This is a genomic window from Streptomyces sp. (genome assembly GCF_035645055.1).
Taxonomy (GTDB): Bacteria; Actinomycetota; Actinomycetes; order Streptomycetales; family Streptomycetaceae; genus Streptomyces.
The window spans coordinates 1-19,408 of record NZ_DASQNH010000051.1 but is presented as its reverse complement, the minus strand read 5'-3'; the positions used below and the strand labels follow the sequence as shown (position 1 = coordinate 19,408).

Below are 19,408 nucleotides of genomic sequence, written 5' to 3'. Positions count from 1 at the left end.
GATGCCCCGTGGCCGTACAGTCGTCCCGTCCGTCTCCAACACAGCTGTAGAGAGTGGCGAGCACACGGTGGACGTGCAGAAGAAGCTCGACGAGATCGTCGCGGCGGTCTCCAGTGCCCGGTCGATGCCGATGTCGGCCTCGTGCGTGGTCAACCGCGCCGAACTGCTCTCGATGCTGGAAGAAGTGCGCGCGGCGCTGCCCGACTCGCTCGCCCGGGCCCAGGAGCTGATCGGCGGCCGGGAGCAGATGGTCGAGCAGGCCCGCCAGGAGGCCGAGCGGATCATCGCCGAGGCGCACGCCCAGCGCGGTTCGCTGATCTCCGACACGGAGGTCGCCCGCCGCTCCCAGGCCGAGGCCGACCGGATCCTCGCCGAGGCCCGCAAGGAGGCCGAGGAGATCCGCGCCGAGGCCGACGACTACGTCGACTCCAAGCTCGCCAACTTCGAGGTCGTCCTCACCAAGACCCTCGGCTCGGTCGGCCGCGGCCGCGAGAAGCTGCTGGGCACCGGCCCGGGCCTCGACGAGCAGGGCTACGCCGACGAGGACGCCCCCGAGCGCAGCCACGACCCGGAGACCCTGCGCCGCACCGCCGACGAGTACGTGGACGTCAAGCTCGGCGCCTTCGAGGCGGTCCTCGCCAAGACCCTGGAGGCCGTCGGACGCGGCCGGCAGAAGCTGCACGGCCGGATCGCCAGCGACGACCTCGGCGCGCTCGCCGACGACACCAGCACCCTCCAGCACTCCAGCGACGCCGACTACCTGGCCGACCTCGCCGCGCTCGCGGAGCAGGACGCCCGGGCCGAGCAGCCCCGCCCGCAGCAGCAGCAGCCGGAGCCGGCGTACGGCTATCAGCAGCAGCCGGACCCCTACAGCGGCTACCAGCAGGGCTACGCCCAGCAGGACTCGTACGGCTACCAGCAGGCGGACCCCTACGCCTACCAGGGGGGCTACGACGCCCAGCAGGGCGCCTACGCCCCTGAGCAGCCCGCCCAGCAGGCCCCGCCGCAGCCGGCGCAGCCCCCGCAGGCTCCCCAGGCCCACCAGGGATACGCCCTGGACGAGACCAGCCTCTTCGACACCGGCATGATCAGCGCGGAGCAGCTGCGGGCGTACGAGCAGGGCCGGGGCAACGGCTGACCCCGCGATTGGGCCGAGAGCGAAAGGTCAAGTATCCTGGCTCTTCGGTCGCGCGTACGTTCGCGATCAGCGCTGCCCGGGAACACCGAAGGGCGGCGTCCGTCCGAGCTTGGAAGATCGAAAGCAGGAATGGCCTCTCACGCCCGCCTAGACCACCGCAACCCTCTCGTGTTCGACACGCACGAGCTGGGGCGGCGTCCTGGCGCGCTGCAGCGCCTGACCCGCACGATCGAAGCTCCCCGGGACTTCGGTATCCAGGGAGTCATCGGAGTGCCGGAAGGCAACCCGGTGGAGCTCGAACTCCGACTCGAGTCGGTCATGGACGGGGTGCTTGTCACAGGCACCGCCCGTGCAACCGCCGAGGGGGAGTGCGTAAGGTGTCTGGAGCCGCTGGAGCAGGAGCTCGAAGCGGACTTCCAGGAGATGTTCTCGTACCCTGACGCCGACGACCGGGGCCGTGTCAAAGCGGAGCCGGCCGACGACGCCGAGGACGACGAGGACAGGCTCTTCCTCGAGGACGGACTCTTCGACCTCGAACCTGTGCTGCGCGATGCGGTGGTGCTCGCACTGCCGATGCAGCCGGTGTGCCAGGAAGACTGCCCGGGCCTGTGCTCCGAGTGCGGAGCACGCCTCGCGGACGACCCGGACCACCACCACGACGCCGTCGACATCCGTTGGGCGGCATTGCAGGGAATCGCCGGTTCGCTCGAACCCGGCGATAAGGACGAGATGAGCGGCGCCGAAGCGGGCGTCGACGAGAAGCAGGAGAAGTAGCCGTGGCTGTTCCGAAGCGGAAGATGTCGCGCAGCAACACGCGCCACCGCCGGTCGCAGTGGAAGGCTGCGGTCCCCACCCTGGTTGCGTGCGAGCGCTGCCACGAGCCCAAGCAGCAGCACATCGCGTGCCCGTCGTGCGGCACCTACAACAAGCGCCAGGTCCTCGAGGTCTGAGCGGCTGGTGAGAGGCACTGTGTCCACGCCGAAGAAAAACTCTGCGGACAACCAGGCCTCGTCCCACACGCTTCTGGAAGGGCGGCTCGGCTACAAGGTCGAGTCCGCCCTTCTGGTGCGAGCGCTGACCCACCGTTCCTACGCGTACGAGAACGGCGGTCTGCCGACGAACGAGCGGCTGGAGTTCCTGGGAGACTCCGTCCTCGGCCTCGTCGTCACCGACACGCTGTACCGCACCCACCCCGACCTGCCCGAAGGCCAGCTGGCCAAGCTGCGGGCCGCGGTGGTCAACTCGCGTGCGCTGGCGGAAGTGGGACGAACGCTGGACCTCGGCTCCTTCATCCGGCTCGGCCGTGGTGAAGAGGGCACGGGCGGCCGGGACAAGGCGTCCATCCTCGCCGACACCCTCGAAGCGGTGATCGGCGCCGTCTATCTCGACCAGGGCCTGGACTCGGCGGCGGAGCTGGTGCACCGTCTGTTCGACCCGCTGATCGAGAAGTCCTCCAACCTGGGCGCCGGCCTGGACTGGAAGACATCCCTCCAGGAGCTGACCGCGACCGAAGGCCTCGGTGTCCCCGAGTACCTGGTCACGGAGACCGGCCCCGACCACGAGAAGACCTTCACTGCTGCCGCCCGCGTCGGAGGCGTCTCGTACGGCACCGGCACCGGCCGCAGCAAGAAGGAGGCCGAGCAGCAGGCAGCGGAGTCCGCCTGGCGGGCCATCCGCGCCGCGGCGGACGAGCGGGCCAAGGCGGCGGCAGTCGTGGCCGCGACCGCCGTCGACGCCGCTCCGGCCACGGAAGGCAGCACCGACACCTCGTCGGCGACCGCCTGACGACACGCGACCGAGCGCCTGCCCCGTCTCCCGGGGCGGGCGCTCGCTCTTTCCTTCTCCTTCGCACTCCACGGGGTCCCCATGCCCGAGTTGCCCGAGGTCGAGGTCGTCCGGCGCGGCCTGGAGCGGTGGGTCGCCCACCGGACCGTCGCCGACGCCGAGGTGCTGCACCCGCGCGCCGTACGCCGGCACGCCGCCGGCCCCGACGACTTCGCGCACCGCCTCGAAGGCCACCGGATCGGCACCCCCAGCCGCCGCGGCAAGTATCTGTGGCTGCCCCTGGAGGACACCGATCAGGCCGTCCTCGCCCACCTCGGCATGAGCGGCCAGCTGCTGGTCCAGCCGCACGAGGCGCCGGACGAGAAGCACCTGCGGATCCGGGTGAGGTTCACCGACGCCCAGGGCACCGAACTCCGCTTCGTCGACCAGCGCACCTTCGGCGGCCTGTCGCTGCACGACACCGGCCCCGACGGCCTGCCCGACGTCATCGCGCACATCGCCCGCGACCCCCTCGACCCGATGTTCGACGAGGAGGCCTTCCACCAGGCGCTGCGCCGCAAGCGCACCACCATCAAGCGGGCCCTGCTCGACCAGTCGCTGATCAGCGGCGTCGGCAACATCTACGCGGACGAGGCGCTGTGGCGCAGCCGCCTGCACTACGACCGCCCGACCTCCACCTTCACCCGCCCGCGGACCCGGGAGCTGCTCGGCCATGTCCGGGACGTGATGAACGAGGCCCTCGCCGTCGGCGGCACCAGCTTCGACAGCCTCTACGTCAACGTCAATGGCGAGTCCGGCTACTTCGACCGCTCCCTCGACGCGTACGGCCGTGAAGGACAGCCCTGCAAACGGTGCGGTACGCCGATGCGCCGCCGTCCGTGGATGAACCGCTCCAGCTACCACTGCCCGCGCTGCCAGCGCCCGCCGCGGATCTCGGCGTAGGGGACGGCAGGTCAGCGGGGGGCGCGGGCCCCGTCGTAGCGCTCCCGGGCCGCGAGGACGTCGTCCATGCGACCCTCCAGGAAGTGGATGAGGCTCATCAGCCGTTCGGTGACCTCACGGCCGAGGGACGTCAGCTCGTAGTCGACCCGGGGCGGGTTGGTCGGCTGCGCCTCGCGGTGCACCAGCCCGTCGCGCTCCAGCGCGTGCAGCGTCTGGGACAGCATCTTCTCGCTCACGCCGTCGACCCGGCGGCGCAGCTCGTTGAACCGGAACGAGCCCTCGTACAGCGCCCCCAGTGTGAGCGCGCCCCAGCGTCCGGTGACATGCTCCAGCGTCCCCCGTGAGGGGCACGCCCTGGAGAACACGTTGTACGGCAGCTCCTGCTCCGCGGAGCGCTCCTGGGCGGTGGTCATGCCTCCAGCTTAGGCGAAGACAGCGCGAACCGAGGGGGAGCGCTTACCGTGAGTCAGCGGGATCAGTAGCCGAAGTCCTGGGTCCACCACGGGCCGTCCGGGCCGAAGTGGACTCCGACGCCCAGGGTCGTGAACTCGCAGTTCAGGATGTTGGCGCGATGGCCGGGGCTGTCCATCCAGGCGTCCATGACGGCTGCCGCGCCGGCCTGGCCGCGGGCTATGTTCTCACCGCCGAGGTTGCTTATGCCGGCCTTCTCGGCCCGGTCCCAGGGGGTCGCCCCGCTGGGGTCGGTGTGGTCGAAGAAGCCGCGCGCGGCCATGTCCTCGCTGAAGTCGCGGGCCAGCTCCGCCAGCGCGCTGTTCGCCGCCAGCGGGCGGCAGCCGGCCTTCACCCGCTCCTCGTTGACCAGCTGGAGCACCTCCGCCTCGGCGGCGGCCGCCTCGGAGACGGTCACCGGGGCGGTGGTCCGCGGCGGCTCCGCGGTCGCCGTACGCGACGGGGTGGGGGTGGGCTTCGGCTGCTGCTTCGACGGGGTGGCCGACGGCTTCCGCGAGGGCTTTCCGGAGGGCTTTCCGGAGGGCTTTCCGGAGGGCTTCTCCGTGGTGGGCGACGCGGAAGGGCTGGAGGGGGAGGCCGACGAGGAGGGGGAGCGCCCGGCGGTCCGGCTCGGCGCGGTGCTGTCGCCGCCGGTCTCGGCACTGCCGGAGGTGCCGCCCAGCGGGCCCTCGGTGTTGCCACCGGCGCCGTCGGTGGCCTGCACCTTGTTGCCGCTGCCGCCGCCGAGCGTGTAGTTGTCGCCGCCGGGCAGCACACCGGTGGCGACCGCGACCGCGCCGAGGGCGACCGCGGCGGAGACACCGAGCAGCCCGGTGCGGACCGGAGCCACGCCCCTCTTCCTGCGGCGGTGCGAGCGCCCGCGCGGGGCCCCGTCGCCGGAGGGCGCGCCGGCGGCGGCCGGGAGGACCGCGGTCTCGGCCGGGGTGTTCCGGCCGGGGCCCCGGCCGTCGTCCGTGGCGAAAAGGTAGGCGTCGCTGCGGGCCTGCACCTCGGCGTAGGCCTCGGGGTTGAGATAGGGGGCGATGCCCGGCTCGGGGCGGCGGTCCGGCCGCGCGTGCCGCTGGCCCCCGTTCCCGCTGCCGGTGCTCTGTGCCGGTGTGGCCCCCGTGGCGCGGCCCGTGGCGGCGCGGCCGGCGGCGGAGCGTCGGTGGCGTCCCATGTACTGGCCTTCCTCGTCCCTGGTGCTGTCTCGCGGTCGACTCGTCCAGCGGTCAACCAAAGTCACCCGATCGGGTGGCTTTCATATGAGATGCGTTTGGGGCTGGACGGTACCGCATGGCGCTGGGGGAGGAAGTGCCCCGAGAGACATCGGACGGTTAGGTTGCACCCATGAGCGAGGATGTGCGGCTGGTCGCCTGGGTGCGTGGACACGTGCAAGGTGTGGGTTTTCGCTGGTTCACGCGAGCCAAGGCGCTGGAGATCGGCAGTCTGAGTGGTTTTGCTCTCAATTTGGCCGACGGCCGTGTCCAGGTGGTCGCGGAAGGGCCGCGCGAGGGCTGCCAGGGCCTCCTGGACTGGCTCCAGGGTGACGACACGCCCGGGCGCGTGGACGGTGTCACCGAGATCTGGGACACACCTCGCGGCGGTTACGACGGCTTCGCGATCCGCTGACCCCGCCCCGCCCGGCGGCCCCCGCCGGGCGGCGGGACATGCCACCGGCAGCTGCCCGGAGGGAAAAGGCGCAGGTGACTGCCAGAACCTCTTGCCGTGGCGGGCTTCGCAGGGAAAGATGATCGCCACGCCCCGAGGCCCCGAAGGAGTCGCAGCGCCGCCGTTTTGAGGCCGTGCGCGCCCGGGTAGCCCCTCAATACGGGGCGTGATCGTGTTGACCGTCAAACTTTTTGGTGAGACGCTGAAAGCACCCTGCGCACCCAGCTGTTTGGCATGGATGAACGGCAGTAAGAACTCCATAGTGCCAAGCACCGCGGGTGCGAATCCCTCACGACCCACACCGCATCGGTCGGTCACTCAGTGTGGAGGACCATCCATCATGGCAAAGGCGCTTCTCGGTTACGTCGGTGGCTCCGACCCTCGACTCCTCGCCGAGATGCGACGGCTCCAGCAGCGCGTCCAGGATCTGGAATCCGAGCTCGTTCGGATCCAGGCGGAGAACGAGGCGCTCACGGCTGCCGCTTCTCACGAGGACAGGATCATGGAGCGCGTCGACGCACACCAGGCGGAGCCTGCGCTCACCTGATCACTGCATCGCACAATGACACGCAGTGGTTGGGCTGCCCGTATCAACCGCTCTGTTGTCAGAAGTTGCAAGGGACGCTTCGGCGTCCCTTCTTTCTTGCCCCCGTGCACCCTTTCAGTGTCTTTAACGTCTGGTCTGCCCTGCGCGTTCACTCGCGAAACCGCGCGTTCATGCAGTGAGACAAACCCCGGCGGGTAGAGTCCAGCGGCGTGCACCTCAAGGCCCTGACCCTCCGTGGGTTCAAGTCGTTCGCCTCGGCCACCACGCTCCGGTTCGAGCCGGGCATCACGTGCGTCGTCGGCCCGAACGGCTCGGGCAAGTCCAATGTCGTCGACGCGCTCAGCTGGGTCATGGGCGAGCAGGGCGCCAAGTCGCTGCGCGGCGGCAAGATGGAGGACGTCATCTTCGCCGGCACCACAGGCCGCCCGCCGCTGGGCCGCGCCGAGGTGTCCCTGACCATCGACAACTCCGACGGGGCGCTGCCCATCGAGTACGCCGAGGTCACCATCACGCGGATCATGTTCCGCAACGGCGGCAGCGAGTACCAGATCAACGGCGACACCTGCCGCCTCCTCGACATCCAGGACCTCCTCTCCGACTCCGGCATCGGCCGCGAGATGCACGTCATCGTCGGCCAGGGCCAGCTCGACTCCGTCCTGCACGCCGACCCCATGGGCCGCCGCGCCTTCATCGAGGAGGCGGCAGGCGTCCTCAAGCACCGCAAGCGCAAGGAGAAGGCCCTCCGCAAGCTGGACGCGATGCAGGCCAACCTCGCGCGCGTGCAGGACCTCACCGACGAGCTGCGCCGCCAGCTGAAGCCGCTCGGCCGCCAGGCCGCGGTCGCCCGGCGGGCCGCCGTCATCCAGGCCGACCTGCGTGACGCCCGGCTGCGCCTGCTCGCCGACGATCTCGTACGGCTCCGGGGAGCCCTCCAGGCCGAGATCGCCGACGAGGCCGCGCTGAAGGAGCGCAAGGAGGCCGCCGAGCAGGAGCTGCGCGGGGCGCTCCAGCGGGAGGCGCAGCTGGAGGACGAGGTCCGCCGGCTCACCCCGCGCCTCCAGCGCGCCCAGCAGACCTGGTACGAGCTGTCCCAGCTCGCCGAGCGGGTGCGCGGCACGATCTCGCTGGCCGAGGCGCGGGTGAAGAGCGCCGCCTCCGCGCCGGTGGACGAGCGGCGCGGCCGTGACCCCGAGGACCTGGAGCGGGAGGCCGCCCGGGTCCGCGAGCAGGAGGCCGAGCTGGAGGCAGCCCTGGAGGCGGCGCAGCGGGCCCTGGAGGACACCGTCGAGCACCGCGCCGAACTGGAGCGCGAGCTGGCCGCCGAGGAACGCCGCCTGAAGGACGCCGCGCGGGCGATCGCCGACCGGCGTGAAGGGCTCGCCCGGCTGAACGGCCAGGTCAACGCCGCCCGCTCGCGGGCCGCCGCCGCCCAGGCCGAGATCGACCGGCTGGCCGCCGCGCGCGACGAGGCGCAGGAGCGGGCCGCCGCCGCGCAGGAGGAGTACGAGGCGCTGAAGGCCGAGGTCGACGGCTTGGACGCGGGTGACGCGGAGCTGGCCGAGCGGCACGAGGAGGCCAAGCGGCGGCTCGCCGAGGCGGAGGCGGCCCTGACCGCGGCCCGTGAGGCGGTCACCGCCGCGGAGCGCGAGCGGGCCGCGACCCAGGCCCGGCGTGAGGCCCTGGCCCTGGGGCTGCGCCGCAAGGACGGCACCGGCGCGCTGCTCGCCGCGCAGGATCGTCTCAGCGGCCTCCTGGGCCCGGCCGCCGAACTCCTCACCGTCACCCCGGGTTACGAGGCCCCCCTCGCCGCGGCCTTCGGCGCCGCTGCCGACGCCCTCGCGGTGACGACCCCCGCCGCAGCCGCCGAAGCCATCCGCCTCCTCCGCAAGCAGGACGCGGGCCGCGCGGCTCTCCTGCTCACGGGTGCCCCGGAAGCGCCCAGCGGGGGCGCGGGGAACGGCGCGCCCAGCCACGGCGAACCGGCACCCGACCACGTCGGGACAGCCCCGGGAAGGGGCGCGCTCACCCACGACGAGCCGGTAGACAACCACGCGGGGCCAGCCCCCTTCAGCGGCGCGGGGAACGGCGCGACCAGCCAGGACGAACCCGCACTCGCGCACCCGCCCGTCGCCCCCCACCCCGCGGAGCGCTTCGTCCGCGGCCCCGCCGAGCTGATCCCCGCCGTACGGCGGCTTCTGCGCGGCATCGTCGTCGTGGAGACGCTGGAGGACGCCGAGGAACTGGTCTACGCGCGCCCCGAGCTGACGGCGGTGACCCAGGAGGGGGACCTCCTGGGGTCGCACTTCGCGCAGGGCGGCTCCGCCGGGGCACCGAGCCTGCTGGAGGTGCAGGCCTCCGTCGACGAGGCCGCGGCCGAACTGGCGCGGCTCGAGGTGCGCTGCGCCGAGCTGGCCGGGGCACAGCGGCTGGCCGCCGGCCATCGCACCGAGGCCGCCGCGCTGGTGGAGGAGCTGGGGGAGCGGCGGCGGGCCGCCGACCGGGAGAAGTCGGCGGTGGCCCAGCGGCTCGGCCGGCTCGCCGGGCAGGCCAGGGGAGCGGCGGGTGAGGCCGAGCGCGGCGTCGCCGCCGCCGCGCGGGCGCAGGAAGCGCTGGACAAGGCGCTTCAGGAGGTCGAGGAGCTGGCCGAACGGCTCGCCGTGGCGGAGGAGATGCCGGTCGAGGAGGAGCCGGACACCTCGGTCCGCGACCGGCTCGCCGCCGACGGCGCCAACGCGCGGCAGACCGAGATGGAGGCCCGCCTCCAGGTCCGTACGCACGAGGAGCGGGTCAAGGGGCTGGCCGGACGCGCCGACTCGCTCGACCGCGCCGCGCGTGCGGAACGCGAGGCACGCGCGCGTGCCGAGCGGCGGAGGGCCCGGCTGCGCCATGAGGCGGCCGTCGCCGAGGCCGTGGCCTCGGGCGCCCGGCAGCTGCTGGCGCACGTCGAGGTCTCGCTGACCCGCGCGGAGCGGGAGCGTGCGGCGGCGGAGGCGGCGAAGGCCCGGCGCGAGCAGGAGCTGGCCGCCGCCCGCACCAGGGGCCGTGACCTCAAGGCGGAGCTGGACAAGCTGACCGACTCGGTGCACCGGGGCGAGGTGCTGGGCGCGGAGAAGCGGCTGCGGATCGAGCAGCTGGAGACCCGGGCGCTGGAGGAGCTGGGCGTGGAGCCCTCGGGGCTCGTGGACGAGTACGGGCCGCACCAGCTCGTACCGCCGTCGCCACCCGCCGAGGGCGAGGAACTGCCGGAGGACCCCGGGCATCCGCGCAACCAGCCGAGACCGTTCGACCGGGCCGAGCAGGAGAAGCGGCTGAAGGCGGCCGAACGGGCGTACCAGCAGCTCGGCAAGGTGAATCCGCTCGCGCTGGAGGAGTTCGCGGCGCTGGAGGAGCGGCACCAGTTCCTCAGCGAGCAGCTTGAGGACCTGAAGAAGACCCGCGCGGATCTGCTCCAGGTCGTCAAGGAGGTCGACGAGCGGGTCGAGCAGGTCTTCACCGAGGCCTACCGGGACACCGCGCGGGAGTTCGAGGGCGTCTTCGGCCGGCTCTTCCCGGGCGGCGAGGGCCGGCTGGTGCTGACGGATCCCGACGACATGCTCGGCACCGGCGTGGACGTGGAGGCGCGTCCGCCGGGCAAGAAGGTGAAGCGGCTGAGTCTGCTGTCCGGCGGGGAGCGGTCGCTGACCGCCGTCGCCCTGCTGGTGGCGATCTTCAAGGCGCGGCCCAGCCCGTTCTACGTGATGGACGAGGTCGAGGCCGCGCTGGACGACACCAATCTCCAGCGGCTGATCCGGATCATGCAGGAGCTGCAGGAGACCTCGCAGCTGATCGTCATCACGCACCAGAAGCGGACCATGGAGGTCGCCGACGCGTTGTACGGCGTCTCCATGCAGGGCGACGGTGTGTCGAAGGTCATCAGCCAGCGGCTGCGTTGATCGTCCGTTTACGGGCACCGGTCTACACCAGTTGTGACCTGCCCTTTGTGAAGATCGTTTCAAGAAGTGAACGCAAGACCACCAGTCGTGGCTGGAAACTCACAGGTCTTGGCCTATTGACTTCGAAACATGAAGGCATAGTCTCTGCAACGTTGCTTTTACCTTCAGGTGTGAGCGGCGTGAACGCCGCCACTCCTGGAAGGGCTCGCCCCCAGCCGGCAGCGTTGCCGGCGGCCCGAGGAGTTACCCACGTGACCAGCACAGCGCAGGCACCTCAGTCAGGAGCCAAGTCGGCGCACCCCGAACATCTCGGGCACGTCGTCTTCATCACCGCGGCGGCCGCCATGGGCGGTTTCCTGTTCGGCTACGACAGCTCTGTCATCAACGGCGCGAACGGCGGCATCCAGGCTCGGTTCGACCTCAGCTCCGGTGCCACCGGAACCGTCGCCGCCTGCGCCCTGCTCGGCAGTGCCGTCGGTGCGGCCGTCGCGGGCCGGATCGCCGACCGGATCGGCCGCATCCGCGTCATGCAGATCGCCGCGGTCCTGTTCGCGGTGAGCGCGGTGGGCTCCGGCCTGCCGTTCGCCGCCTGGGACCTCGCCGCCTGGCGTGTCCTCGGCGGCATAGCCATCGGTATGGCCTCGGTGATCGGCCCGGCCTACATCGCCGAGGTCGCCCCGCCCGCCTACCGGGGCAGGCTCGCCTCGTTCCAGCAGGCCGCCATCGTCATCGGCATCGCCGTCTCCCAGCTCGTCAACTGGGCCATCCTGAACATGGCCGACGGCGAGGAGCGCGGGCGGATCGCGGGCCTGGAGGCCTGGCAGTGGATGCTCGGCGTGATGCTGGTGCCGGCCGTGATCTACGGTCTGCTCTCCTTCGCCATCCCCGAGTCGCCGCGCTACCTGATCAGCGTGGGCCGCACCGACGACGCCAAGAAGGTGCTCGCCGACGTCGAGGGCGACATCGACCTGGACGCCCGCGTCACCGAGATCGACGAGGCGATGCGCAGCGACCACAAGTCCACCTTCAGGGACCTGATGGGCGGCCGCTTCGGTCTGCTGCCGATCGTCTGGATCGGCATCGGCCTCTCCGTCTTCCAGCAGCTGGTCGGCATCAACGTCATCTTCTACTACTCGAACCTGCTGTGGCAGTCCGTCGGCGTCGACCCGTCGAGCTCGTTCTTCTACTCGTTCGAGACCTCGATCATCAACATCCTCGGCACCGTGATCGCGATGATCTTCGTCGACCGCATCGGCCGCAAGCCGCTCGCGCTCATCGGCTCGGTCGGCATGGGCATCTCGCTGGCGCTGGCCGCCTGGTCCTTCTCCTTCCAGAACGGCACCGACCCGCTGCCCACCACGCAGGGCTACGTCGCGCTGATCGCCGCCAACGCGTTCGTGCTCTTCTTCGCCCTGTCCTGGGGTGTGGTCGTCTGGGTCATGCTCGGTGAGGTCTTCCCGAACAAGATCCGCGCCGCCGCGCTCGGTGTGGCCGCCTCGGCCCAGTGGATCGCCAACTGGGTGATCACCATCACCTTCCCGGACCTCTCGGAGTGGAACCTGTCGCTCACCTACGTCATGTACGCGGTGTTCGCCTTCCTCTCCATCCCCTTCATCCTCAAGTTCGTGCCCGAGACCAAGGGCAAGAAGCTGGAGGAGATGGGCTGAGCCTCACCCGAGGTTCCCTCGACTCGAGGAGACGGGCCAAGTCCCCGCTGCCCGCTCCTCGACACCCGAAAGACGTACTGCCCCGGCTCGGTCACCGAGCCGGGGCAGTACGTCTTTCGGGCAGTACGGGGGCGCGTGCTCAGACGCCGGTCGGCTGAAGCTCGTCGGCGGGATCGGCCGGCCGCGCCGCCGGCGTGGTCACCGCCGGCTTCGGCAGGGCCAGGTACAGCAGCCCCGAGATCATGATCGTGGCGACCCAGCCGAGGCCGTACTCGCCGATCACGTTGTTGGTGGCGAGCGGGCCGGTGAACCAGTCCGAGGTGGTGAACAGCAGGCCCGCGACCAGGCCGACCGCCCAGGCGGTCACCGCGGCGGGGGAGAAGCCGCCCCGGTACCAGTAGCCGCTGGTGCGCGTGGTGTCGGCCATCGCCTCACCGTCGTACTCGGTGCGCCGCAGCATGTCCGCGCCGAACACGCCGACCCAGGCGGAGAACGCCACCGCCAGCAGGGACAGGAAGGCGATGAAGGAGCCCATGAAGCTCGTCGCCACGAGCATCAGCACCCCGCCGAACACCAGCGAGATCAGCGCGTTGACGGACACCGCCCAGTGCCGGGGCACCTTGATACCGAGGGTCTGCGCGGTGAAGCCCGCCGAGTACATCGACATCGCGTTGATCAGCAGCATGCCGATCAGCGCGATCAGCAGATACGGCACCGCGATCCAGGTCGGCAGGATCTCGCCGAGGAAGGAGACCGGGTCGGCGGCCGAGGCCAGGTCCGGCGTGGACACCGCCATCACCGCGCCCATCAGCACCATCGGCAGCACCACGACACCGGCGCCGCCCACCGCGGTGCCCACGATCGCCTTCGAGGAGGCCGTACGCGGCAGATAGCGGGTGAAGTCCGGCGCGGACGGGATCCAGCTGACGCCGCCCGCCGCGATCATGCCGATACCGGTGATCACCGCGGCCGTGGAGCCGGCGGAGTGGTCCAGCACCTTCGACCAGTCCGTGTTCACCGCCAGGTAGCCCAGGACCAGCACCGAGAACGCGCCGAAGAGGTAGGTCGCGTACTTGTTGCACTTCTGCACGGCGCCGATGCCGAGCCCGGAGATCGCGAACGTCGCCACCACGAACGCCAGCAGCATCACCATGTCCAGCAGACTGTTCGCACCGATGCCGAAGACGATGTCCAGGATGGTGAGCATGGCGTAGGCGCCGGTCACCGCGTTGATCGTCTCCCAGCCCCAGCGGGCCACCCAGATCAGCGAACCGGGCAGCAGATTGCCACGCTGGCCGAAGACCGCGCGGGAGAGTGCCATGCCCGGCGCCCCGCCCCGCTTGCCCGCGATGCCGATCAGCCCGACCAGGCCGTACGACACGAGGGGCGCGACGGTGGCGACGACCAGCGCCTGCCAGATGTTGAGGTGGTACGCCACGACCAGACTCGCGCCCATGGTGAGCAGCAGCACGCTGATGTTGGCGCCCACCCAGGTGGGGAACAGCTCACGGGTTCTGGCGGTGCGCTCGTGGTCCGGTACCTGCTCGATGCCGCGGGTTTCGAGAGCGCCTTCGGTCTCGGCGGTCTTGCTCATGACGAACATGCCTAGCGGTGGGGGGACGGGGGACGTCGGGACTCTACGCGCGTTGACACAGTCGACGCCACTGTACTTTGGCCCGACTCACGCCCACCGGTGCCCTTTGTCTCTCGGAGGAAGCCACAAAAGGGGTCGGGCGGACCCCCATGGCCGATACTGGACGGGTTATGGACATCGTCATCCTTGCTGTAGTCATCGCCGTGGTCGTGCTCGGCGCGCTCGGCGGGCTCGTGGTCGGCAGCCGACGCAAGAAGCAGCTGCCCCCGCCGCCCCCCACGACGCCCGACCTCACCGCCCCTCCGGCCGAGCCGCACGTCGGCGACGAGGCCGAGACGCCTAAGGAGGAACCGCGCCGGACGATCGAGGAGGTGGACCTCCCGGGCGGCTCGGCCCCGACCACCGTCGAGGAGCCTCCCGTCGCCGAGGAGCCCGTCGAGGCTCCCCCGATCGAGATCCCCGAGCCCACCGCCGGGCGCCTGGTGCGCCTGCGCGCCCGTCTCTCCCGCTCGCAGAACGCCCTCGGCAAGGGCCTGCTCACGCTGCTCTCGCGCGAGCACCTCGACGAGGACACCTGGGAGGAGATCGAGGACACCCTGCTCACCGCCGACGTCGGCGTCCAGCCCACCCAGGAGCTGGTCGAACGGCTGCGCGAGCGGGTGAAGGTGCTCGGCACCCGCACCCCCGTGGAGCTGCGCGGCCTGCTGCGCGAGGAGCTGCTGACGCTGGTCGGCACCGACTTCGACCGCACCGTGAAGACCGAGCCCGAGGGCCGCAAGCCCGGCATCGTGATGGTCGTCGGCGTCAACGGCACCGGCAAGACCACCACCACCGGCAAGCTCGCCCGGGTCCTGGTCGCCGACGGCAACAGTGTCGTCCTCGGCGCCGCCGACACCTTCCGCGCCGCCGCCGCCGACCAGCTCCAGACCTGGGGTGAGCGCGTCGGCGCCCACACCGTGCGCGGCCCCGAGGGCGGCGACCCGGCCTCCGTCGCGTTCGACGCGGTCAAGGAGGGCAAGGAGATCGGCGCGGACGTCGTCCTCATCGACACCGCCGGCCGCCTCCACACCAAGACCGGCCTCATGGACGAGCTGGGCAAGGTCAAGCGCGTCGTCGAGAAGCACGCCCCGCTCGACGAGGTGCTGCTCGTTCTCGACGCCACCACCGGCCAGAACGGTCTGGTGCAGGCCCGGGTGTTCGCCGAGGTCGTCGACATCACCGGCATCGTGCTCACCAAGCTCGACGGCACCGCGAAGGGCGGCATCGTCGTCGCCGTCCAGCGCGAGCTGGGCGTTCCGGTGAAGCTGGTCGGGCTCGGCGAGGGCGCGGACGACCTCGCGCCGTTCGAGCCGGAGGCGTTCGTGGACGCGCTCATCGGAGAGTGAGACCACCTCCGGAAATCCGGAAGTGCTGGAAGGAAGCGCCCGCCCCCCGGTGCAGGAGGAGGCGGGCGCTTCCTCGTACGGCGGCGTGAGCGCCGCGTCTACGCTCGCGACCGGTGCGCCACGTACGCCAGCGTGCCCAGCAGCAGCCGGGCCTCCGGCGGGCGGCTCGCGGAGTCCAGGGCGGGGGAGCGCAGCCAGCGCACCGGGCCCAGGCCGCCGCGGTCGGAGGGCGGAGCCGTGACGTACGTACCGGGACCGAGGCCGTGCAGGTCCAGGCCCGGGTCGTCCCAGCCCATGCGGTAGAGCAGCGAGGGAAGCTCGGCGGCGGCGCCGGGGGCGACGAAGAACTGGGCGCGGCCGTCCGGGGTGGCGGTCACCGGGCCGAGCGGCAGACCCATGCGCTCCAGCCGGACCAGGGCGCGCCGCCCGGCCGGCTCGGCCACCTCGAACACGTCGAACGCCCGGCCGACCGGCAGCATCACCGCCGCGCCCGGGAACTCCGCCCAGGCCTCGGTGGCCTGGTCCAGTGTGGCCCCGGCGGGCACCCGGGGGGCGAAGTCCAGCGGATGCGCGCCCGGTGCCCGGCAGTCGGGGTGGCCGCAGGAGCACCGCCCCGCGGCGGTCCGCGCGCCCGGTACGACGTCCCATCCCCACAGTCCGGTGTACTCGGCCACGGCGGTGCACTCCGGCGAGCGACCGCGGCGGCGCGTGCCGGTCCGGATGTCGCGGATGCCCCGGCTGCTGCCGATCGTGAAGCCCATACCCCCTCCAACGGGTCCGACGCACCGGTGGTTACGTCACGGATCGAGACGACTGCGGAACGTGACCTCGCCTATCGGGTTGCCCGGTGGCGCGCGACGCACTCGGCGCCCGGAAGCGCGCCGGGTGGTGTGCTCAGCTGTGCGCGCCCTGGCGCACTCCTGTCAGCCCGCTTTCGGCTGTCATGTGTCAAGTGAATCGTGCGGAGGCGTCCGTGAGTTCATTCGAAGGGGTGGCGAATGGTGGCGATTGCCGAATCGCCATGGCTGGACGGGTGATCGTAGGATTACTGTGTGTGCACGGCAGGTGGGGCACATGCACCGGTGGGTATGCCGGAGGCACGTCGATTTCCCGTTCGAAGGGTGACAACTCCGAGAAGGGCGGCTTATTTGACGGGCATTCCGATAAGGCTTGGCGCAGTCGATGACAAGCGGTCTGAGGGATGGGGGCGTTCCAGTGGGCGGCAACGGCGGAGGCGGGACGAACGCTGAGAAGCGCCCGAACGAGCTGTTGGGCTCGTGGTTCGTGCGCAGCGGCTGGTCCAAGGGCGAGCTGGCCCGCCAGGTGAACCGCCGGGCACGCCAGTTGGGCGCCAACCACATCTCGACCGACACCTCACGGGTCCGGCGCTGGCTCGACGGGGAGAACCCGCGCGAGCCCATTCCCCGGATCCTCTCCGAGCTGTTCTCCGAGCGGTTCGGCTGCGTCGTCTCCGTCGAGGACCTGGGCCTGCGCACCGCCCGCCCCGCGCCCTCCGCGTCCGGTGTCGACATGCCCTGGACGGGCCCGCAGGCGGTGGCACTGCTCAGCGAGTTCTCGCGCAGCGACCTGATGCTGGCGCGGCGCGGCTTCCTCGGAACCTCGCTGGCCCTGTCCGCGGGCCCGGCCCTCATCGAGCCCATGCAGCGCTGGCTCGTCCCCGCCCCGCCCTCGCCCAGGCCCACGGCGCCGCCGGAGCCCCAGTCCGCGCCCGCCGCCCGCGCGCGCGGGCGGCTCTCCCGGCCGGAGCTGGACCTGCTGGAGTCCACCACCGTGATGTTCCGGCAGTGGGACGCCCAGTGCGGCGGCGGACTGCGCCGCAAGGCCGTCGTCGGCCAGCTGCACGAGGTCACCGATCTGCTCCAGGAGCCCCAGCCGGAGGCCACCACCCGCAAGCTGTTCAAGGTCGCCGCCGAGCTGGCCGAACTGGCCGGCTGGATGAGCTACGACGTGGGGCTCCAGCCCACCGCTCAGAAGTACTTCGTCCTCGCCCTGCACGCCGCCAAGGAGGCCGGTGACCGCCCCCTCGGCTCGTACATCCTCTCCAGCATGAGCCGCCAGATGATCCACCTCGGCCGGCCCGACGACGCCCTGGAACTGATCCACCTCGCGCAGTACGGCAGCCGCGACTGCGCGAGCCCGCGCACCCAGTCCATGCTGTATGCGATGGAGGCCCGCGCGTACGCCAACATGGGCCAGCCCGGCAAGACCAAGCGAGCCGTGCGGATGGCCGAGGACGTCTTCGCCGAGGCCGACGACTGGGACGAGCCGGACCCCGACTGGATCCGCTTCTTCTCCGAGGCCGAGCTGTACGGCGAGAACAGCCACTCCTACCGCGACCTCGCTTATGTCGCCGGCCGCAGCCCCACCTACGCCTCCCTCGCCGAACCCCTGATGCGGCGGGCCGTCGAGCTGTTCGCCCAGGACACCGAGCACCAGCGGTCGTACGCGCTCAACCTGATCGGCATGGCCTCGGTCCACCTGCTCCAGCGCGAGCCCGAGCAGAGCGCCGTTTTCGCGGGGCAGGCCATGCAGGTCGCCAAGAAGGTCCGCTCCGAGCGGGTCAACACTCGTATCCGAAAGACGGTGGACACCGCCGCCCGAGAGTTCGGCGATCTCGCCGAGGTCGTCGACCTCACCGACAAGCTCGCGGCGGAGCTGCCCGAGACCGCAGAGGCGGTCTGACCCCCGAATCCCAGGCCCCGGCCGCGGCCGGCCCTCCCGAACTGCCCGACTCGGCTCCCCCATGCCAGGTCATCGGAAGGCCGCCCGCGGCCGGTTTCTCTTCTCCCCGGGAAGGTTGCGCCACGATAACGATCGCGCGGCCCGAGATCCGGCAATTCATCGACGCGTAACACGCATGGCGCCTTCGTCACGGCGGCGAAACAACGAGGGGCTTCCACCGAAACCGCGCTGCGCCAATCTCATGGCGCATAACCGGCCCACCCCTCAATCCGCTCCAGGCTTCGCCCGCACGGGGCCGTACCAACGACGAGGAGACGCCGATGGCACCAGCCATCACGCTTGCCGCAGAGACGGAGATCTCTGCCGCCAACACAGGCTTCATGCTCATCTGTTCCGCCCTGGTGATGCTGATGACCCCGGCACTGGCCTTCTTCTACGGAGGCATGGTCCGGGTCAAGAGCACCCTGAACATGCTGATGATGAGCTTCATCAGCCTGGGGATCGTCACCATCCTGTGGGTGCTGTACGGCTTCTCCATGGCCTTCGGCAACGACTCCGGCGGCATCTTCGCCTGGAACTCGGACTACGTCGGCTTCACCGGCATCGGCAAGGACGCGATCTGGGACGGCTACACCATCCCGGTCCTCGTCTTCGCCGTCTTCCAGCTGATGTTCGCGATCATCACCCCGGCCCTGATCAGCGGCGCCCTCGCCGACCGGGTGAAGTTCACCGCCTGGGCCCTGTTCATCGCCCTGTGGGCCACCGTCGTCTACTTCCCCGTCGCCCACTGGGTCTGGGGCACCGGCGGCTGGGCCTTCGAGCTGGGCGTGATCGACTTCGCCGGCGGTACGGCCGTGCACATCAACGCCGGTGCCGCCGCGCTCGGCGTGATCCTCGTCATCGGCAAGCGGGTCGGCTTCAAGAGGGACCCGATGCGCCCGCACAGCCTGCCCCTGGTCATGCTCGGCGCCGGTCTGCTGTGGTTCGGCTGGTTCGGCTTCAACGCGGGCTCCTGGCTCGGCAACGACGACGGCGTCGGCTCCCTGATGTTCGTCAACACCCAGGTCGCCACCGCCGCCGCGATGCTCGCCTGGCTGATCTACGAGAAGCTGCGCCACGGCGCCTTCACCACGCTGGGCGCCGCCTCCGGTGCCGTCGCGGGCCTCGTCGCCATCACCCCGGCCGGCGGCGCGGTCGACCCGCTCGGCGCGATCGCCGTCGGCGCCATCGCCGGTCTGCTGTGCGCCATGGCCGTCGGCCTGAAGTACAAGCTGGGCTACGACGACTCCCTCGACGTGGTCGGCGTCCACCTCGTCGGCGGCATCGTCGGCTCCCTGCTCGTCGGCTTCTTCGCCTCCGGCGAGGGCCAGTCCGACGTCAAGGGCCTCTTCTACGGCGGTGACGCGAGCCAGCTCGGCAAGCAGGCCGCCGGTGTCTTCGCGGTCCTCGCCTACTCCCTGGTCGTCTCCGCGATCCTCGCCTTCGTCCTCGACAAGACCATCGGCATGCGGGTCCCCGAGGACGACGAGGTGGCCGGCATCGACCAGGCCGAGCACGCCGAGACCGCATACGACTTCAGCGGCGCCGGCGGCGG

At 71.1% G+C, this 19,408-nt stretch carries 16 protein-coding genes; 12 read left to right on the top strand and 4 right to left on the bottom strand.

Translation table 11 applies throughout. From position 1 onward, the window contains the following. The first annotated feature begins 67 nt into the window (after positions 1–67). From VE614_RS17215 to mutM, 5 genes are all read left to right on the top strand, one after another. Positions 68–1,138 (top strand): ATP synthase F0 subunit B, encoded by a 1,071-nt coding sequence (locus VE614_RS17215; RefSeq protein ID WP_324937424.1) that lies wholly within the window; start codon positions 68–70, stop codon positions 1,136–1,138. Positions 1,139–1,267: 129 nt separating this feature from the next. Beyond that, complete coding sequence (locus VE614_RS17210; RefSeq protein WP_324937422.1) at positions 1,268–1,912, top strand: DUF177 domain-containing protein; 645 nt, start codon at positions 1,268–1,270, stop codon at positions 1,910–1,912. 2 nt (positions 1,913–1,914) lie between these two features. After that, positions 1,915–2,088, top strand: a complete 174-nt coding sequence (gene rpmF / locus VE614_RS17205) for a 50S ribosomal protein L32 (protein ID WP_003951102.1) — start codon at positions 1,915–1,917, stop codon at positions 2,086–2,088. A gap of 19 nt (positions 2,089–2,107) precedes the next feature. Beyond that, a complete protein-coding gene (gene rnc / locus VE614_RS17200; RefSeq protein ID WP_324937420.1) occupies positions 2,108–2,923 on the top strand; it encodes a ribonuclease III in 816 nt (271 codons plus the stop codon). Between the two features lie 81 nt (positions 2,924–3,004). Beyond that, positions 3,005–3,865, top strand: coding sequence for a bifunctional DNA-formamidopyrimidine glycosylase/DNA-(apurinic or apyrimidinic site) lyase (mutM, locus tag VE614_RS17195; RefSeq protein WP_324937417.1), 861 nt, complete (start codon positions 3,005–3,007; stop codon positions 3,863–3,865). A gap of 11 nt (positions 3,866–3,876) precedes the next feature. Here mutM and VE614_RS17190 read toward each other — a convergent pair whose 3' ends face one another. After that, the gene (locus VE614_RS17190) at positions 3,877–4,278 is read right to left on the bottom strand and encodes a helix-turn-helix domain-containing protein (protein WP_324937415.1); all 402 of its coding nucleotides are present in this window, start codon (positions 4,276–4,278) and stop codon (positions 3,877–3,879) included. A gap of 62 nt (positions 4,279–4,340) precedes the next feature. Continuing rightward, positions 4,341–5,495, bottom strand: coding sequence for a CAP domain-containing protein (locus VE614_RS17185; RefSeq protein WP_324937412.1), 1,155 nt, complete (start codon positions 5,493–5,495; stop codon positions 4,341–4,343). Positions 5,496–5,665: 170 nt separating this feature from the next. On the opposite strand from VE614_RS17185, the gene VE614_RS17180 reads away from it, so the two are divergent. From VE614_RS17180 to VE614_RS17165, 4 genes are all read left to right on the top strand, one after another. After that, positions 5,666–5,947 carry an acylphosphatase gene (locus VE614_RS17180; protein WP_324937410.1) on the top strand — a complete coding sequence of 94 codons (282 nt, stop codon included), beginning with the start codon at positions 5,666–5,668 and terminating at the stop codon, positions 5,945–5,947. A gap of 379 nt (positions 5,948–6,326) precedes the next feature. Further along, positions 6,327–6,533: a hypothetical protein gene (locus tag VE614_RS17175; protein WP_324937409.1), complete on the top strand. Its 207-nt coding sequence runs from the start codon at positions 6,327–6,329 to the stop codon at positions 6,531–6,533. Positions 6,534–6,742: 209 nt separating this feature from the next. Further along, the gene (locus VE614_RS17170) at positions 6,743–10,465 is read left to right on the top strand and encodes an AAA family ATPase (RefSeq protein ID WP_324937407.1); all 3,723 of its coding nucleotides are present in this window, start codon (positions 6,743–6,745) and stop codon (positions 10,463–10,465) included. A 251-nt stretch (positions 10,466–10,716) separates the two neighbouring features. Then, positions 10,717–12,132: a sugar porter family MFS transporter gene (locus tag VE614_RS17165; protein WP_324937405.1), complete on the top strand. Its 1,416-nt coding sequence runs from the start codon at positions 10,717–10,719 to the stop codon at positions 12,130–12,132. 139 nt (positions 12,133–12,271) lie between these two features. Here VE614_RS17165 and VE614_RS17160 read toward each other — a convergent pair whose 3' ends face one another. Further along, positions 12,272–13,726 carry a cytosine permease gene (locus VE614_RS17160; protein WP_324937402.1) on the bottom strand — a complete coding sequence of 485 codons (1,455 nt, stop codon included), beginning with the start codon at positions 13,724–13,726 and terminating at the stop codon, positions 12,272–12,274. A 170-nt stretch (positions 13,727–13,896) separates the two neighbouring features. On the opposite strand from VE614_RS17160, the gene ftsY reads away from it, so the two are divergent. Next, entirely contained in the window at positions 13,897–15,111 is a 1,215-nt protein-coding gene (ftsY, locus tag VE614_RS17155) for a signal recognition particle-docking protein FtsY (RefSeq protein WP_324937400.1), read from the top strand. Between the two features lie 98 nt (positions 15,112–15,209). On the opposite strand, the gene VE614_RS17150 is transcribed toward ftsY, so the two are convergent. Further along, a complete protein-coding gene (locus tag VE614_RS17150) occupies positions 15,210–15,872 on the bottom strand; it encodes a bifunctional DNA primase/polymerase (protein WP_324937398.1) in 663 nt (220 codons plus the stop codon). A gap of 454 nt (positions 15,873–16,326) precedes the next feature. On the opposite strand from VE614_RS17150, the gene VE614_RS17145 reads away from it, so the two are divergent. After that, on the top strand, positions 16,327–17,814 hold the full coding sequence (locus tag VE614_RS17145; protein ID WP_324937395.1) for a hypothetical protein: 1,488 nt from the start codon (positions 16,327–16,329) through the stop codon (positions 17,812–17,814). Positions 17,815–18,134: 320 nt separating this feature from the next. Beyond that, positions 18,135–19,408 (top strand): ammonium transporter (locus VE614_RS17140; protein ID WP_324937393.1); only part of this gene is annotated, 1,274 nt, incomplete at its 3' end.

What these genes read in the sequence shown, in the direction of transcription:
- VE614_RS17160 (WP_324937402.1), bottom strand. Translation starts at nt 13,726, where the DNA reads ATGAGCAAGACCGCCGAGACCGAAGGCGCTCTCGAAACCCGCGGCATC.
- VE614_RS17185 (WP_324937412.1), bottom strand. Translation starts at nt 5,495, where the DNA reads ATGGGACGCCACCGACGCTCCGCCGCCGGCCGCGCCGCCACGGGCCGC.
- ftsY (WP_324937400.1), top strand. Translation starts at nt 13,897, where the DNA reads ATGGACATCGTCATCCTTGCTGTAGTCATCGCCGTGGTCGTGCTCGGC.
- VE614_RS17175 (WP_324937409.1), top strand. Translation starts at nt 6,327, where the DNA reads ATGGCAAAGGCGCTTCTCGGTTACGTCGGTGGCTCCGACCCTCGACTC.
- VE614_RS17150 (WP_324937398.1), bottom strand. Translation starts at nt 15,872, where the DNA reads ATGGGCTTCACGATCGGCAGCAGCCGGGGCATCCGCGACATCCGGACC.
- VE614_RS17210 (WP_324937422.1), top strand. Translation starts at nt 1,268, where the DNA reads ATGGCCTCTCACGCCCGCCTAGACCACCGCAACCCTCTCGTGTTCGAC.
- mutM (WP_324937417.1), top strand. Translation starts at nt 3,005, where the DNA reads ATGCCCGAGTTGCCCGAGGTCGAGGTCGTCCGGCGCGGCCTGGAGCGG.
- VE614_RS17190 (WP_324937415.1), bottom strand. Translation starts at nt 4,278, where the DNA reads ATGACCACCGCCCAGGAGCGCTCCGCGGAGCAGGAGCTGCCGTACAAC.
- VE614_RS17180 (WP_324937410.1), top strand. Translation starts at nt 5,666, where the DNA reads ATGAGCGAGGATGTGCGGCTGGTCGCCTGGGTGCGTGGACACGTGCAA.